Origin of the sequence: Desulfopila sp. IMCC35006 (assembly GCF_005116645.1) — a bacterium.
Lineage (GTDB): Bacteria > Desulfobacterota > Desulfobulbia > Desulfobulbales > Desulfocapsaceae > Desulforhopalus_A.
This window is the reverse complement of the sequence record NZ_SWCM01000001.1, coordinates 776,324-793,775: the sequence shown is the minus strand read 5'-3', so window position 1 is coordinate 793,775 and position 17,452 is coordinate 776,324. Positions and strand designations below refer to the sequence as shown.

Sequence of the window (17,452 nt, the reverse complement as noted above, 5' to 3'; positions counted from 1 at the left end):
TATTCTGAAAGACCTTCAAGGGTCGATATGAGCGATACGTTGATCCCTGAGGCTTTTGCTCAGAATTACATCTCCTTGGTTCGATCGATAAAGCAATTGGGTTCATTGCTTTATCGATCTGGGTTTTGCAGGTGTCGTATATTTTTAATTTTCTACAAAACATCATCCATTTTGTATTTAGCGATAAAAAAAAATCAAATAAACGATTCAGGTTTATGCAGCACAGGTTAAAATCAAAAAAATATACCCTCAGGAGCGGGTGGTATGCCCGGCTTTATTCCGCTCCCGTGCGGACTCCCTTGCCAGGAAATCACGATATTCACACATATGCCCCAATGCTTTCACGGCACGTTCGGGACTGGTGAAGAAAACCCCACTGTATTTTCTGTTTTCAACCTCATAAATCGCCCGTTTTTTAGGATCGGCAGTCAGCGTTACCCCAAGAATTGGTTTGCTGTATTTCTCCATCAAGGCAACCGTATGCTTGATATACTGATGCTCCCATTGCTGCAGACCCTGCAGGATATGCTGAGCTGCTTTCGGATCAGTCTCTTTGTCGACTGTACAGACGGATTCCAGCAGGGTCTCCAGCAGATATTCCCGTCCCGAAATACCCAGATGTATAATAGCGTCGCAACCGTCCCAGGCGGCTAATATTTCAATGGCTTTCATCGGCAGTTCCAGGTCATTTTCACCAACCAGATCAACCGGGTTTGTGCGGCTCCAGTAAGGTGGGAGCATGCCATCGAGCACCGCAACTATTTCCTCACTGAGCGGCTCTACCAGCAGGTTCTGCTCGCTGCACAAATCACTCGTGACGACGCCCCATCCTCCGCCAAGGGTCATGATGGCAACCCTGCGACCCTGGGGCATTGGCAAGGAAGAAAACACCATTGAGGCATCCAGCATATCCGCCGGTTGATGAACAGTCACCACGCCATTTTGCTGACAAAGCGCTTCGAATAATCTGAAGTCTGCGGCCATTGCCCCGGTGTGGCTTGCCGCTGCACGATCTCCAGCTTCGGTTCTCCCGCCCTTCAGGACGATTACCGGTTTTTTCCGGCCGACCCGGCGTGCCGATTCAAAAAATCTTTTCCCGTCTTTGACACTCTCAAGATAGAGAAGGACCGTCCTGGTCAGTTCATCCACCTCAAAGGCTTCCATAAAATCCTCTATGGCAACCATCGCCTCATTGCCACTTCCGCCGAACGCTCTGATTCCCAGTCCCTGAGAATCGGCAAAACTCAGCAGCTGCACCCCCATATTGCCGGATTGCGATATCAGTGCAGTACTGCCCGGCTTCGGCCCAACATGGACCCCGGTTAAGATGATGTTCGCGTGAGGATTCTGGATGCCCATTGTATTGGGGCCAAGAAAGACAATCCCCGCATCACGTGCGTCCTGAAGCAGTTGATTCTCCAGAATTTTGCCATCTTCTCCCGTCTCGGAAAAGCCGGAAGATATCAGCAGAACAGACTTTACGCCCTTTTGTTGCAAATCTTTTATCAAACCGCGCACCAATGCCGCAGGGATAGTGACAACCGCCAGATCAACCGGGCCTGGAACCTCCGATATGCTTTTATATACAGGTCGTCCCCACTGCGTTCCGCCCTTGGAATTAATCAGATAGACATCTCCCTTGTATCCATGAGCCAAAAGATTGGCCGGTAATGACTGCCCCCATTTGCCAAATACGCTTGAGGCACCGATAAAGGCAATTGACCCGGGATGAAAGATATCACCAATCAGCGCAGGAGATATAACGGGACGATGTCTCTCCGGCGTCCGCTCTGCCAGCACGACCAGTGCATCAACAGCACATACCCGACCGTCCCGGCCAACCAGCAGCGGATTAATGTCAACCTCGGCAACGTCCGGCCGCTCCATTGCAAGTCTCGAAAGCCCGAGCAGACAAGCAATCAGGGCTTTCCTGTCGGCCATCTTCTCCCCGCGAAATTCGCCTAAAAGTTGAGCGGATTTGATCTCGTCAAGCATGGTTTCGGCTTCAATTTCGTCGATGGGCGCAGCTCTGAAGACCACATCATCCAACGCCTCGGTAAACACTCCCCCAAGTCCGAACATCACAATTGGGCCGAACACAGGATCTCGCAGTACCCCTGCGACAAACTCACGTTTGCCGGTTAGCATGGGCTGGATTAAATACCCTTCCAGATCTTTACCCGCTGATGCCTGGATCTCTTGTGCCGCGTCCCGGACCTGCTCCGCAGTAGATAATCCGAGGCGGACTAATCCTCGATCGCTTTTATGGGTAAGTTTTGCGCCGTGTCCCTTCAAGACAACCGGAAAATTCAACTCGCCTGCAGCTTGAACTGCATCTTCTATGTTGCCGGCAATTATTTCTTTTACAACCGGCACGTCATAACCGGCAAGAAGCTGTTTTGATTCTGATTCGCTGAGACTTTTCATGTATTAATCCTTTTGATGAAAAGACGGGGGAAAAAAGTTGTGTCCTGGACAAGGCACTTGTTTTCCACAGGGGGGGACTACAGAGAGTACCGCCCCTTGTAGTGGGGTGTCAGGATTGGGGGCGCGAGATGTCGCGGGTCTTGTTCTCGTTTTTTACTGCCGCAGCTTTTGGCTGCAGTCTTTTGCCGAATGCAGTCTGGAGGAGCTTTTTTACGGCGTCTCGATCCCCTGCGGTCAAGGATACGATCTTCGCGCCGGTATTCATTATTGCCAGGGTCAGCCAGGCACACAAGAGAATTCCGCAGAAATAAACAGTCAGGGATAACATGTTCGCCACAAAGACGGATCTGCTTTCCCATCGCTGATCGAAGGCACTGCCACCGATGACGTCGGCCATCTGACGAATGGGATCGGTCAGATACGATGGGGATTGCAGTATGGTGAAAATGATTTGCAGTATATCCGTCGCATATTTGAGACCTATGACGATAACGACAAGGCCAACGCACGTGGCTAAGAGACTGATGATGCTTTTGATGGTTTCCACGGCTGGCGCGAGAGCCTCGTTTTCCGGTAACATGTTCAGCATATGGTCGTTTAACCCCCTTTTTCCCATTTTAGAACAGCCTGCGATGCTGTCTCTCTGTGATAGGTGAATAGTATTAATAGTATATTCTGTAATTATATAAACATTTTTTTCGCATATAACCAATCGACAGGACTAATGATCAAAGAAGACTTACATCGCCAGTGGCCAGAAGATCGGAATAATGACCATCAGCACGGCCAGTATCACTAAGGTAAGGGGCAGCCCGACTTTAACATAGTCCATGAACTTATAGCCGCCCGGGCCCATGACCAGCACATTCGCCGGATGGGAGATGGGCGAGGTAAAACTTGAAGAAGCAGCCATGGCAATTCCCATCATCAACGGGTATGGCGATATACCAAGCCCGGCGGAGGTCTTGAGGGCGATAGGCACCATCAGGACCACCAGGGCTGCGGTCGGGATAATACTGGTGGCCATGAAAGTAATGCTGAGCAGCCCGAACAGAACCCCGTAGGGGCCGAATGGGCCCAGAACGGCGATAACACTTTCGGCAACCATCGACGCCGCACCGGTTTTATCCAGTGCCACGCCAAGCGGCAACATGCCTGCAATCAGAAAGACAGCCTTCCACTCTATATAGCGATAGGCTTCTTCCATTGTCAGGCATTTCGTCAAAACCATAACGGCGGCCCCGATGACGACGGCAATATATATTGGCACCCAATCGAAAATAACCGGCAGCAGCACAGCTGCCATTATGGCAAGCGCGGTTTTTGCTTTTTCCTCCCGGGCAGCTTCCTGCATTTTCTCGGTAAGTACCACAAAATCGGGTTCTCGGCCCAGGATAGCCAGCTTTTTCCAGTCGCCGAACAACAGCAGGGCATCGCCCAGCTGGAGCTGCAGATCACGCAGCCCGGTGCGTATCACCGCACCCTTTCGCCAGACCGCGAGTACGGTAAGCCCGAATTTTTCACGAAAACTGATCTCCTGCAGCGTCTGACCAACGAGAACGGAATGCGGCGAGAGAATTACCTCCACCAGGCCCACCGTATCGCTTTGCAGGATTGACACATCTTCGACTCCCGCCTGATCTTTATCGAAAACCGCTTCAAGCCCCTGCATGAGCATGACTCCCACCAGATCGGACATGCCGGATACCACCAGCCTGTCACCCGGCTCAAACTTCACCTCTGAAGCCGGGACCACGGCGCTGTTATCTTCGCGAATGATTGCCAGAATCTGCACATCTAGAGCATCCCCAAGGCAGCTCTCAGAAACGGTCATGCCGAGCAATCGAGAGGTATTGGGGATGCTGAACAGACGAACCTTTTTTTCCCTTTCGTACTTCTCCGTCACTTCCGCGGCATCGAGCACAACCGGCGGCAAAATGGTGTCTTCTGCCGCCAGCTTATCAATATTGGCAACTGGTCCGTGCACGACCAGCACATCCCCGGCGTTCAGCTGCAGGGATTTGATATTTAAGCTGATTTCCCGATCAATGCGTAAAATCTTCAGCACATTTAAACCATACCGGTTGCGAAAGCCCAATTCGGAAAGCGTCTTGCCAAGCCACGGACTGTTCCCGGAAAGCTGTACCTCGGCTACCTGCATACCACAGCCCAGCAGGGCGTGCTTGTCCGGCCCGATGTTTTCCGACAACAACTGTCCCCAGTTGTTCATCTCCTGAATTCGATCAAGGCGGCCTTCGACAATGAGTTCGTCATCCGGCTGAATTTTTTCTGAACCATCCGGGGCAAGCGAGGTCTGTCGGCCTCGATTGATACCAATGACATTGAGGCCGAGCCTGGAGCCGAGATGGCTTGAGGCGAGGGTGTGGCCAACCAGGGCGGATTTTTTCGGAATGCGTATTCTGAACAGCCGTTCCTGGATACGGTATTGGCTTATGATCTGTTTTTCGTCTTTCTGGCCAGAGGCAAACGGGGAGCGTTGCGGCAGGAATCGAATGCCGACAAAAGTCATAAACAGCATGCCGACGACCATCACGATCAGCCCCACCGGCGTAAAATCAAAAAGGCCGAATGGCGTAAGACCATTGGTACGCAGTGCTTCGCTGACCAGGATATTGGGCGGGGTGCCGATCATGGTGGTGAGTCCGCCGAGCAGGGAGCCAAAGGCCAGGGGCATCAACAAAATCGACGGTGATTTATCGGTCTTTCTGGCGATATCCATAACCACCGGCAGCATCAGCGCCGCCACGGCCACGTTATTCATAAAGGCAGACAGACCGCCGGCAATTACCATGATAAGCAGGATCATTCGTGTATCGCCGGTTCCCGCGACCTTCAGCAGGTTTCGTCCGAGAATATTGGCAATACCGGTGCGGGTCAGTCCGCCGCTCAGAATAAATACGGCCCAAATGGTTACCACCGCCGGATTGCTGAATCCTGCCAGGGCTTCAGTCGGACTCACCAGCCCGGTGACGGCCAGTATCCCGAGAACCAGCATCGCCAGGACCTCAAGGGGCATGACCTCAGTGACGAGTACACCGATTACGGCAAGAAGAATTCCGAGGACCAGAAGTATTTCCGGGGTCATTCTATCGCTCTCCTGATAATTTTCACTTTTTCGGTAAGGGATCAACTCATTTGATGTAGCAAACCTATCCATTCAGGACAGCTATGGCAATTTTTTTTACGACCGAGCCAATAACTGGCCCATTGGATCCGGTTCATCGGGGCCTTTGTTTTCCACTAAGGGGGTGGCCTGGTTTTCATTATTGCGCTGAAGTGTTCCGGTATCGTCTTCCGTGTCCTCTGGCCTGAGGTATTTTATTGTTGTTGGTTTACTTTGTTAAATCATATTGACATAAAAATTAATTTAAATTATTTTTTTAGTATTAATACTTAATATAATAAAATTTACTGGAAATCGCATGGACCCTAAAGAGATTGATAACATCGACAGGCAATTAATCAAATTGCTCTCAGCTGACGGCCGTATGCCTGCAAAAGACATAGCCACAAAGCTTAACGTGTCGGCCCCAACTATTCACTCCAGGCTCAATTCTCTCATCAAGAGAGGGATTCTGAAAGTGGCGGGGTTGGTCGATACTTTTAAGGTAAAGAATATGATGGTTGCCATTATTGCCATCAATGTGCACGAAAATGGCAAAATGGGACAGGTGATTGATCAGCTTATGGAATTTGATAATGTTCACTGGGCCGTTGCTGTGACGGGCCGCTACGATATCTTTGTCGAGGTTATCGTAACCGAAGGGATTGAGTGGATGTTCAAATTTTTCGAAGAGGAAATGAGTAAGATTGAAGGTATCAGTCATTCTGAATCCTTCATGGTGACCAATGCGCGAAGAAAATCGACACTCCTTCCGCCCAATATCAAAGGCTGGCTGTCGGAGATGGGGAAAGCATGAAAATTAAAAATATTACGGTATGGAAAGAAGATTTAGAACTTACCCGTCCCTATACCATTGCCTATGAAACCATAAGTTCCGTTGTAAATCTTTTTGTGTTGCTTGAAACTGATACTGGCATCACGGGGATTGGAGCAGGCTCACCCGATGAAGATGTCACCGGCGAAACTATTTTGGCAGGTGAGAAAGCCCTGGTCGGCAAGCTGGAGCCGCTTCTTTGGGGCAGAGATGTCAGATATTGTCGATCAATGCACCGGGAGTTGTCTAAAGCTCTGGCAAAAACACCGGCAGCCATGGCGGCTGTAGATATAGCACTGCATGACCTTGTTGCCAAGAGTATGGGTTTGCCCCTGGTTGAGCTTCTTGGTCGAGCCCATGAAACCCTGCCGACCTCAATTACCATTGGCATTATGCCTGTTCAGGAAACCCTGGCAGAAGCCCGTGAATACCTGGCAAGAGGATTTTCCATTCTGAAAATTAAAACCGGACTCGATGTGGAACAGGATATTGAACGGATCCTCCGACTCCATGAAACCTTCTCGTCAGACATTAAAATGCGAGTCGATGCCAACCAGGGGTACAGCATTGAAGAATACCAGAAGTTTTTTGAAAAGACCTCGGGTCTGGTGGAATTCATAGAACAGCCGTTCAAGGCCATGGATCACGAGGGGATGAGATCTCTGCCGGATGCTGTCCGCAGGCTTTCGGCGGCGGATGAAAGCCTGCTGCACCCTGGCACGGCAATCGATCTTCTCAATCAGCCGCGGCCTTTTGGTATTTTTAACATTAAGCTGATGAAATGTGGTGGAATCGCTCCCGGACTGGAGATTGCCGCCATGGCAGCCCATGCCGGTATTGACCTGATGTGGGGATGTATGGATGAAAGCATCGTCAGCATCGCAGGGGCGCTCCATGCTGCTCTGGCCTCAAGGGCCACGAAATACCTGGACCTTGATGGCAGCCTGGACCTGGCACGTGACATTGTAAACGGCGGATTCATCCTGGAAAATGGATGGCTCAGAACGATAGACGAACCTGGATTAGGAGTAAAAAGAAATTGATGACTGTTAACGATACAAATTCAAAAATTGAGCCGGGCCAGGAAAATAGCAGATCATTGATCCTTGGATCGGCTGTGGTTCTGACCAATGGCAGTCTGGCCCATGTTGACGCGAAGACAGCCCACGGTCTGATCCGCGGAACCGAACGGTTTGATATTAAAGGTATCATAGATCACAATAATGCCGGACAGGATGCTGGGGAAGTTCTGGACGGGATTCGGCGCACTATTCCGGTGTATGCAGACATTGATGCGTATATCGCCGCCGCGGGCCAAAAACCCGATTACGCCATCATTGGCGTTGCCCTGTGCGGAGGGAGGCTGGATGAACAATGGCAGGCCCTGGTGTTGCGTATCATCAATCGGGGGGTTTCGATCGTCAATGGGATGCATATGCTGCTGGATGATATTCCGGTTTTTAAAGAGGCGGCCCGACACAACAACGTCACCATTATTGATATTCGCCGGCCCAAACCCTTTAACCAGCTTCAGTTCTGGTCAGGGAAAATATTTTCGATGAAAATCCCGCGTCTGGCCGTACTTGGGACCGATTGCGCTCTTGGCAAACGAACCACGGCCCGCATGATTGTCGAGGCCTGCCGCAAAGCGGAGATACATGCCGAAATGATTTATACCGGTCAGACCGGCTGGCTCCAGGGCAATCGTTATGGATTTATCCTGGACACCACGGTGAATGATTTTGTGAGTGGAGAGCTGGAGGCTGCCATCATCAGGTGCGAGCAGGAAGCCCGCCCGGATCTGATCGTTGTGGAAGGGCAGTCCGGGATGAGAAATCCCCAGGGACCCTGTGGGGCGGAAATCATTGTTTCGGGAAATATCAAGGGCGTCGTTCTTCAGCACACGCCGTTCAGGGAATTTTACGATGCAACGGATGCATTGGGTTGTTATCTGCCGGACATCGATAGTGAAATAAAACTCATTGAAATGTACGGGACATCGGTGATTGCCGTGACCCTTAACGGCACAGGCGGCAGCAGGGAGGAGCTTTTGTCCTACCGTCGGACTCTCGAGAAAAGAATTGGTATTCCTGTTATCTGTCCCATTGAGGAGCCCATTGATAAAATTATGCCTGTACTGCAGAAATTTATCCTGGATCATGGCCGTTTGCCTGATACCACATCAAGGGCAATGATCAAACAAAAAGAGGCATGCGATGACTGACCTGCTCATTAAAAACGCCCGGGTGATCGATGGAAGCGGGGCACCGTCTTTTGCCGCCGATATAGCTGTTTCGGCTGGAGTAATCACCCATGTGGCTGCGGCAATTGATCTGCCGTACCTGGAAACCATTGATGGTAGCGGACTGGTCGTCAGTCCAGGTTTCATTGACATGCACACCCATTCCGATTTTTCCCTCCTTCTGGAACCTACTGCCGGGAGCCGGGTCAGGCAGGGCATAACAACTGAAGTCACCGGTAACTGCGGAGGTTCTCCCGGCCCGATCCTCGACTCTGGCAGCGAACCATTCATGGAATATATGTCGGATCTGGGTGTGCTGTATAAGCGACGTTTATCGCCGGAAGACTGGAACTGGAAAACCCTGGATGGTTTTTATGCCCGACTGGCCGCCAAAGGCACGGCAGTGAATCTGGTGCCCCTGGTCGGACATTCAACTCTGCGCGCCAATGTTATGGGATACGACAACAGCGCGCCGAATCATGACCAGATGGAAGAGATGAAGCGCCTGTTGACGATAGAGCTTGAAAAAGGGGCTTTTGGTTTGTCATCCGGACTAATCTACCATCCGGGTGCCTTTGCGCAAACCGGTGAACTGGCGGAACTGGCCAGGGTTGTTAAAGATTTTAACGGTATTTATGCAACCCATATGCGAAGTGAGGGAAAATTCCTTTTCGAAGCCGTCGATGAGGCGCTGGCGGTTGCCCGGGAATCCGGGGTTTCTCTGCAGATCTCCCACCTGAAATGTGAAACCCCGGCCATGTGGGGAAAGGGGACGCTGCTGCTTGAAAAAATTCATCAGGCCAGACGAGATGGGCTCCTGGTCAATTTCGATCAATATCCCTATACCGCATACCACACCGGCCTGTTGGAAATTTTTCCGGTCTGGGCCAAAGAGGGCGGGTCCTCGAAGATGATCGAGATTCTCAACAATAGTCGGACCCGGGAAAAAGTAATGGCTGATATGGTGACGCCTCCGGTTGACTGGGACAACCCCATGGAGGATCTGGGGTGGGATCGTATCCAGATCATGGGATATACCCGACAGGGGAATCTGCCTCTGAACGGTCTTACTGTTGCGGCGATGGCCAAAGCCAGGGGGCTTGATCCTCTTGAGGCTGTTTGTCAGGTTTTCTGTGAAGAGAATGGTGCCCTGGCAATGATCGTGTTCGCCATGTCTGAACAGGATGTGGTGACGATCATGCAGGATCCTTATGGAATGATTGGTTCTGACGGACGCTCCGTAACCCCCAGCGGCCCGGCGAGTGGGTCTCCGGTCCACCCGAGATATTACGGAACATTTGCCAGGGTGCTGGGAAACTATGTCCGTGAGAAAAAAATCATCTCCCTGGAGCAGGCTGTGCATAAAATGACCGGCATGCCTGCAGAAAAACTCGGCTTAACAGACCGAGGCCTGATAAGGGAGGGTCTGGCGGCGGATCTTGTCCTGTTTGACCCGGAGACGGTTAGGGATGTCGCCACCTTTGAGGATTCACACCGATATGCCGAGGGGATTCCCTATGTGTTTGTCAATGGAAAGGCGGTTATCTTCAATGGCAACCACACCGGAAATCTTCCTGGTAAAAAGCTTTTGAGGGATGCCTGACCGGGTAGGATTCAGGAGGGCACAGTTTTTAATAATCTGGCAAGGAATATCAAGGAGGAGAAGATGAAAAAGCGTTTGGGCAGTTTTTTGCTGATGCTGGCAATTCTGGTTGCTATGACATCAGTACAGGCCAGGGCGGAAAAAGTCTTGAACATTGCAGGCAACCCCAATGAGCTGGGGGTTACAACGTTTAACCCTATCAAGGTTGAACTGAATCACGATGCCATGACCCTGATCTATGATAAATTCATGGAATGGGGTGCTGATGGGAAATTTTATCCGGCTCTGGCTGAATCCTGGACCATCAGTGACGATGGCCTTACCTGGAAAATGGTTTTAAAACAGGGGGTCAAATTTCATGACGGCTCTCCTTTTAATTCAGAGGTGGCCAAATGGTTTCTGGAAGAGATGAAGACCGGGCCGTCTGCTTATATGGTAGGCGCCATTGATAATGTCGAAATCACCGGACCGTATACGATCACTCTGCACCTGAAAAATCCTGAACCCAATATGTTTTTTAATATGGCGCAGGATTTCATGTGTATTCCCAGCATGGTCGCCTATAAAAAATATGGTGAGGAGTTCGGTATTAAACATGTCGTGGGATCCGGGCCATATAAGTTTGAATCCTGGTCTCCGGGAAATGAACTGGTACTGGTGAAAAATGCTGACTATACCTGGGGGCCCTCCATCGTCGACAATAAAGGGCCTGCTCGTATTGATAAAATTGTCTACAAGGATACCAAGGAAGAATCGACAAGGTTTCTGGAACTCAAGACGGGCAAGATCGATGTCGTTTATGCCGTACCTACCATGTTCATCAGCAAGATTGAAGAGGACAAATCCCTTCGGATCATCAGAATGCCTGGCGATGAACTGTATCATATGGTCATGAACACCCAGTCCCCGCCGTTAGATAATGAGCTGGTCAGAAAGGGAATTGCCCTGGCTGTGGATCAGGAAAGTATCACGAAAAACGTGTTTGCCAATGCCGGAAAACCTGCCTTTACCTATTTGATCGATTCTCTTGCGGAAAGCAAGATAGACCCGAAAGATGAAATCCATTTTGATCTTGAAGGGGCCAAGGCCGCACTTGACAAAGCCGGATGGACGATGGGGAAGGATGGAATACGGCAGGACAAAGATGGCAACAAGCTGACCTTGAAAATGGTGGCTAAAAACGAATCCTCATACCGGCGTGCTGCTGAGGTGATCCAGGCCCAGCTGGCAAAAGTCGGCGTTGAGGCGAAAATAACGTTGATGGATCCGAGCTCCATCCGGGCCTATTATAAAAAAGGCGAGCATCAGCTGGCAATCCGTTCTTATAACTGGGAGAATGCCGATATTCTGGAGTGGTTTCTGAACTCAAAACGGATGGGCTACCCCAACGCGGCCATGTGGCATGACAATGAGTCAGATTACCTGATGCAAAAAGCGATGACCCGGTCCCGGTCACAGGAAGAACGGGAAGCGAATTTCAAGGAGTACCATACGTATGTCCTCAATAAGTATGTCTGGGCTCCGTTCTATCTCCCGGCCAAGGTTTTTGCTGTTGGCAGTCGGGTGGTTTTGCCAAAAAACAGTCGAGCCAGGAAGTTCATGAAAATTGAGATACTGGACTGGGATTTGAAATAGTTTGATTTTTTCTGCTCCTCTCTGAACTCTCGCAACACCTTGGCAAAGAGAGCAGAGAGGATAGAAAATCACAATTGATCCGGAGCGGAAGACCCATGTGGCAATTTTTTTTACGCCGTTTACTGTTAATGATCCCGATATTCTTCGTGTTGTCGGTTATCATTTTCTCCCTGATTCACATCGTTCCGGGAAATCCCCTGGACAATCTCATGGGGCCGGGGATGACCAAGGCCTATGAACAGGAAATGGTGAAGAAATATAACCTGGATAAACCGCTCCCTGTACAATATCTCAAATGGCTGAACAACATGCTTCATGGTGATCTGGGGAGCTCTATTATAGAGAAGCGGCCGGTGACGGAATTGCTTTTGCATCATCTGCCCTACAGCCTTTCCCTGGGACTCACGGCCATTGCCCTTTCCTTTGTGCAAGGGGTGTCCATGGGTATTATTTCCGCGGCAGCCAAAAACACCATCTTTGATCACCTGGCCATGATGATCGCATTATTTGGGGTCACTATCCCCGCCTTTTGGCTGGGGCTGATTTTTATCCTGATTTTTGCGGTGTGGCTGAACTGGCTTCCGGTTTCAGGTTCAGGCACGCTGTCCTCGCTGATTCTTCCCGCAGTCACCGTCGCCCTGGGCGGTGCGGGTCTCATCGCAAGGGTTACAAGGGTGGCCATGCTGGAGGTAGCCAGCAAGGATTTTATTGTCATGCTCCATGCCAAGGGGCTTGGGAAAAAAGCCATCCTGTTGAAACATGTGTTAAGGAACGCATTGATACCGGTCATCACAATCCTCGGCTTGCGTATTGGCTGGGTGTTGGGCGGGGCAGTAACCGTGGAAATCGTTTTTTCCCGACCAGGGCTCGGACAATTGTTAATCTCCGCCCTGTTCAGGAGGGATTATCCGGTCATTCAGGGCGCTATGCTTCTTCTGGCCATGGGGATCATACTGGGGACCTTCCTGGCCGACATGCTGTATGCTTTTGCAGATCCCAGGGTAAGGGATCAAACCCATTGAAACGAGTGGTCAATTTTTGCAATGAATCATGGAAAACACGACGAACCAGAACCAGATAATACCTCCCGCCAATCGGTGGATCAGGCGTTTGAAAAAATTAAAAAATAACAGGGCCGGGGTATTGGGCCTCATTATTATTGCCGGACTTATCATTACTGCGCTGTTTGCGGATTACATCGCGCCCTATTCCTATAAGGCCCAGGACCTGAGCCTCATGAACATCCCGCCTTCAATGGATCATATAATGGGTACGGATGAGTTCGGCAGGGATGTGTTCAGCCGCATTATTTTAGGCTCAAGGATTTCAGTGTATGTCGGCGTTGTTTCTGTCGGGTTGTCCGTCTTGATCGGTTCCCTGCTGGGTGCTCTTGCCGGATACTACGAGGGATGGCTGGATAGAGTCCTTTCTACTGTTACAGACTTGACCTGGTCTCTGCCGGAGATTCTCGTGGCCCTTCTTCTTGTTGCAGTGGTGGGCGCCGGGGTTGAGTGTGTCATCATCGCCATTGCCCTGACCTACTGGGCCCAATATGCCCGGTTGATCAGGGGGCAGATCCTGATGCTCAAAAATGAGATTTATGTGGAGGCAACCCGTTCGTTAGGTGCCACCGATTTTACGATTTTGTTCAAACACCTTTTCCCCAATGCCATCGCACCGGTGATTGTCGCTGCGACTATCGGGATCGGCCAGGCTATCGTGCTGGAGGCAACCCTTGGATTTCTGGGAATGGGAGCGCAGCCGCCCCTTCCCAGCTGGGGTGCCATGATGAGCAACGGCACCGCGTATCTGTTTATCTCACCGTGGGTTATTATCTTCCCGGGCCTCGCCATGATGATCACTGTTTTTGGATTCAATCTGTTCGGGGACGTGCTGGTGGATATCATGGATATCCGGGAGGATACCCTCAAATGAGCCTCCTGGTGGTTGATAATGTATCCGTGGAATTCAAAACTCGGGATGGGATTGTAGAACCGCTCAGTGGGATCAGTTTTAAGATAGATGCCGGTGAGATTCTTGGGCTGGTGGGCGAGACGGGGTCTGGGAAATCCGTAACGGCCCAGGCGATCATGGGGCTGCTGCCTTTTCTTAACGGCAGGGTTTCCTCTGGCCGGATCTGTTTTAGGGATCAGGACCTGCTTGCCATATCTGAAGATCAGTATCAAAAGATAAGGGGAAATCATATTTCTCTGATATCTCAGAACCCCATGACCTCGCTCGATCCGGTGTATAAAGTGGGGGATCAGATCGTGGAGGGGTTGAGACAGCATGTTGTTATTGCCAGGGATGATGCGGTAAAAAGAGCTGTTAATGTAATGACCTCATTAGGAATTCCCAACTCGGAAAAGGTGTTTTTTCAATACCCGCATCAGCTCTCAGGGGGGCTGAAGCAGCGAATTGTCATCGCTATGGGTTTATGTGCCGACCCTCATCTGTTGATTGCTGACGAACCCACGACAGCCCTGGATGTTACTGTTCAGGCGCAGATCGTTGAGCTGTTCAGAAAAACGGTGGCGCAGAGAAATATTGGCCTGATCATGATTACCCACGATCTGGGTGTGATTTCAAACCTTTGTGATACAGTTGTTGTCATGTATGCGGGACATGTGGTGGAAAAAGGGCGGGTGCAAGAGGTATTTGCCAACCCTATGCATCCGTATACCCGGGCCTTGCTCAAGTGCATCCCGAAATTCGGCATGCCGGAGAGATCGCTTAAGGCTATTCAAGGCAATGTTCCCAGCGTAAGTACTTTTCCAGGCGGATGCCGGTACCATCTCCGCTGTCCTGACATGAAACCGATTTGTATGACAGAAGCCCCACAAACCTTGCAGGCAGGAAACGGCATAGAGGTTCAATGCCACCAGTTCGGCCCCAACTGGAGAGAAGAGCTATGAATTCGTTAGTTGAGGTCCGGCATCTGTCCAAATTCTTTCCAGTAACCGGCGGGTTGATGCAACGGCGGATCGGTGCGGTCAAAGCAGTCAACGATATCTCGTTTGATATTTATAAAGGAGAATCTTTGGGGGTTGTTGGCGAGTCCGGATGCGGAAAATCCACACTTGCCAGGCTGATTCTGAATCTGATCAGACCCACCTCCGGGCACGTTCTCTATGATGGTCAGGATGTTAACCGTATCAGTAAAACCGAGCTCCGTGAACTGAGACGGAAAATGCAGATGGTGTTTCAGGATCCCCATTCCTCCCTGGACCCCCGTATTTCCATATACCGAAGCCTGGAGGAGGTGTTTACGATTCAAAAAGAGAAGCTCTCCAGGCCGAAGATAAATGAACGGATCCTGGAACTTCTTGGCATGGTTGGCCTTAAACCGGAGCATTGCCGTTCTTACCCCCACCAGTTATCGGGAGGACAGAAGCAGCGAGCCGTCATCGCACGGGCCCTGGCCATGCTCCCCGAATTTATCATACTTGACGAACCAACTGCAGCACTGGACGTGTCGGTCCAGGCGCAGATTATTCTCCTGCTCCAGCAGTTGGGTGATCAGTTTGGCATTACCTACCTTTTTATTTCCCATGATCTTGCGCTGGTGGATTATTTCTGCCAGCGGATCATTGTCATGTACCTGGGCAGAATTGTCGAAATCACACCCGCCGATCTCTCCCGGCAGAAGCCAATGCATCCATACACCAAGGTATTGAAGGAAAGTGTATTCGTGGCAGATCCTCTGGCAGAACCCAAGGCACCCAGGATTGAGGGTGATGTGCCAAGTCCTTTTAACCTCCCGGAGGGATGCGTCTTTGAGACTCGTTGCGAATATGCTCAAAATATCTGCCGAAAAGAATCGCCCGCGCTTCGGCAAACCATGCCGGGCAGGTTCGTGGCCTGCCACTTTCCGTTAATCCATGCAATGGAGGACCCCTCGTGTCTTCCGGTAGACGCTAAATAACGATACGCCTGTCCGGATCGTGGTGCAGGTGGTACAAAACTCCCTGCTGGCAAAATCTCTGGTGCCGTTTTCCATAATCTGGCATGGACTTTTTTGTCGTTTTCCTTTTCATCACCTTCGTGATAGCTTTTTCTGATGCTTTCAGGTGGGCACTCTAAGGTGCGACGTCCTGATATAACCCGGTAACCTTGTTATCGTTAGATAATCTTCCGCCCCCCATGGCCTGATAAAAAGCTGCGCTGTCAACCATGCGCTGCGCCTGGGCTTCGATCAGGCCGGTTCTCGTTTGCTGCAACTGCTGCTCGGCTATGACGAGTTGCACATAACTGGCTGCGCCCAGTCCATACCGATGCTGCATGGCAGCCAGAGAACCCTCTGCTGCCGCAGTGGCGGCAGACAGAGAGAACAGCCTCTGGGCGTCGTTGTCCAGCGCCCGCAGGACATCCGCCACATTCCGCAGAGATTCAAGTACCACATATCGGTAATTTGCCGCCGCCGCATCGAATGCGGCCAGGGCCGCGCGTTTTTCTGCCGGTAATCCCGGATTGAACAAGGGTTGAGTCAGTTGGCCGACCAGGCTCCAGACGGCGGAATCACTCCCGAATAGAGCGCCGGTCGTCAAGGCCTGGGTGCCGAGGTCTGCGCTGAGGTTGAGTTGTGGATAGAGCCTGGCGATGGCCACGCCGTATTCTGCATTGGCCGAGTGCAGCATGGCTTCGGCTGCCTGGATGTCCGGGCGCGTCCGCACCAGCTCCGAGGGTACGATAAGCGGCAGATTAACGGGAAGCGTGAACTCCTGCAGGGAGATGACGGGCAACCCTGCCGCTCCTGGTGGCCGACCGGCGAGGACGGCCAGCAGATGCTCATTTTTCTGGAGCTGACTGCGCAGCAGTGGAATGCCGGCCCGCGTCTGTTCCACCTGGGTCTGCAGGGCCAGCACGTCGTCTGGGTTGGCCTGGCCCAGGCGAACCCGCTCCCGGGTCAGATCCAGCTGTTTTTCCTGGGAATTGAGGATAGCCTCAGTGGCCTCAATCTGGGCTGCCAGCCTTGCCCGGGTGACGGCGGTGGTGACGATATTTGCCGCCACGGTGAGCCGCGCCCCTTCCAGCTGATAGCGTTGATAGTCGATCCTGGCGGCGAGGGCCTCAAGGGCGCGCTGGGTACCGCCTGCTATATCGAACGTGTAATGCACGCCGACGCTGGCGTTGTACAGGCTGAATTCTCTGGCGTCTCCATTCAGGCCTGAGGAGCTCGGACTGAATCGCTGACGCCCGCTGCCGATATTGCCATCGATCCGGGGATACTGGGTTGCTCCGGCCCGTGCACCATACACTTCCTGCGCCTGACGCAGATTGGCCCGGGCCGCAGCCAGGGTCGGACTGGCCTGCAGCGCCTGGTCGATCAGGGCATCAAGCTTGGGCGAGCCAAGTTCGTGCCACCATTGGGGGTTGATTCTGCGTTCTGTTACAAAATGCTGTGATTTGCCAAAGTCTGTCGGAGAATCGGCAGTGTCGGCGGGATGGGGAGTAGCCGTGTAGCTCGGCACATCGGGTGCGGCAGGACGCTTGAAATCGGGGCCAACAGTGCACCCAGCCAGCAGGGCGGAAAGAGCAACTGAGACAATGAGGGTCTGCGTGTGGTGGAATTTCATCGGCGTTTCT

General features: G+C 51.6%; 13 protein-coding genes. 9 read left to right on the top strand and 4 right to left on the bottom strand.

All coding sequences use genetic code 11. The annotated features are described in order from the left end of the window. Positions 1–249: 249 nt before the first annotated feature. From FCL47_RS03495 to FCL47_RS03485, 3 genes are all read right to left on the bottom strand, one after another. The gene (locus FCL47_RS03495; RefSeq protein ID WP_136812048.1) at positions 250–2,427 is read right to left on the bottom strand and encodes an acetate--CoA ligase family protein; all 2,178 of its coding nucleotides are present in this window, start codon (positions 2,425–2,427) and stop codon (positions 250–252) included. A gap of 109 nt (positions 2,428–2,536) precedes the next feature. Next, entirely contained in the window at positions 2,537–3,016 is a 480-nt protein-coding gene (locus FCL47_RS03490; RefSeq protein WP_240744116.1) for a hypothetical protein, read from the bottom strand. 150 nt (positions 3,017–3,166) lie between these two features. Then, positions 3,167–5,533: an SLC13 family permease gene (locus FCL47_RS03485; RefSeq protein ID WP_167496343.1), complete on the bottom strand. Its 2,367-nt coding sequence runs from the start codon at positions 5,531–5,533 to the stop codon at positions 3,167–3,169. Positions 5,534–5,870: 337 nt separating this feature from the next. On the opposite strand from FCL47_RS03485, the gene FCL47_RS03480 reads away from it, so the two are divergent. The 9 genes from FCL47_RS03480 (at position 5,871) to FCL47_RS03440 (ending at position 15,791) form a co-directional block, all read left to right on the top strand. Next, positions 5,871–6,368, top strand: coding sequence for an Lrp/AsnC family transcriptional regulator (locus FCL47_RS03480; RefSeq protein WP_136812046.1), 498 nt, complete (start codon positions 5,871–5,873; stop codon positions 6,366–6,368). After that, a complete protein-coding gene (locus tag FCL47_RS03475; RefSeq protein ID WP_136812045.1) occupies positions 6,365–7,429 on the top strand; it encodes a mandelate racemase/muconate lactonizing enzyme family protein in 1,065 nt (354 codons plus the stop codon). Before FCL47_RS03480 ends, FCL47_RS03475 begins: the two co-directional genes overlap by 4 nt. After that, positions 7,429–8,610, top strand: coding sequence for a DUF1611 domain-containing protein (locus FCL47_RS03470; protein ID WP_136812044.1), 1,182 nt, complete (start codon positions 7,429–7,431; stop codon positions 8,608–8,610). Before FCL47_RS03475 ends, FCL47_RS03470 begins: the two co-directional genes overlap by 1 nt. Beyond that, positions 8,603–10,231: an amidohydrolase family protein gene (locus tag FCL47_RS03465; protein ID WP_136812043.1), complete on the top strand. Its 1,629-nt coding sequence runs from the start codon at positions 8,603–8,605 to the stop codon at positions 10,229–10,231. The genes FCL47_RS03470 and FCL47_RS03465 overlap by 8 nt, the downstream gene beginning before the upstream one ends. Positions 10,232–10,294: 63 nt before the next feature. Then, the gene (locus FCL47_RS03460; protein WP_136812042.1) at positions 10,295–11,866 is read left to right on the top strand and encodes an ABC transporter substrate-binding protein; all 1,572 of its coding nucleotides are present in this window, start codon (positions 10,295–10,297) and stop codon (positions 11,864–11,866) included. Between the two features lie 95 nt (positions 11,867–11,961). Then, a complete protein-coding gene (locus FCL47_RS03455; RefSeq protein ID WP_136812041.1) occupies positions 11,962–12,888 on the top strand; it encodes an ABC transporter permease in 927 nt (308 codons plus the stop codon). Positions 12,889–12,916: 28 nt separating this feature from the next. Beyond that, positions 12,917–13,801 (top strand): ABC transporter permease, encoded by an 885-nt coding sequence (locus FCL47_RS03450; RefSeq protein WP_136812040.1) that lies wholly within the window; start codon positions 12,917–12,919, stop codon positions 13,799–13,801. Then, a complete protein-coding gene (locus FCL47_RS03445; protein ID WP_136812039.1) occupies positions 13,798–14,781 on the top strand; it encodes an ABC transporter ATP-binding protein in 984 nt (327 codons plus the stop codon). The genes FCL47_RS03450 and FCL47_RS03445 overlap by 4 nt, the downstream gene beginning before the upstream one ends. Further along, entirely contained in the window at positions 14,778–15,791 is a 1,014-nt protein-coding gene (locus tag FCL47_RS03440; RefSeq protein ID WP_136812038.1) for an ABC transporter ATP-binding protein, read from the top strand. The genes FCL47_RS03445 and FCL47_RS03440 overlap by 4 nt, the downstream gene beginning before the upstream one ends. A 154-nt stretch (positions 15,792–15,945) precedes the next feature. On the opposite strand, the gene FCL47_RS03435 is transcribed toward FCL47_RS03440, so the two are convergent. After that, a complete protein-coding gene (locus FCL47_RS03435) occupies positions 15,946–17,442 on the bottom strand; it encodes an efflux transporter outer membrane subunit (RefSeq protein WP_136812037.1) in 1,497 nt (498 codons plus the stop codon). Positions 17,443–17,452 lie beyond the last annotated feature (10 nt).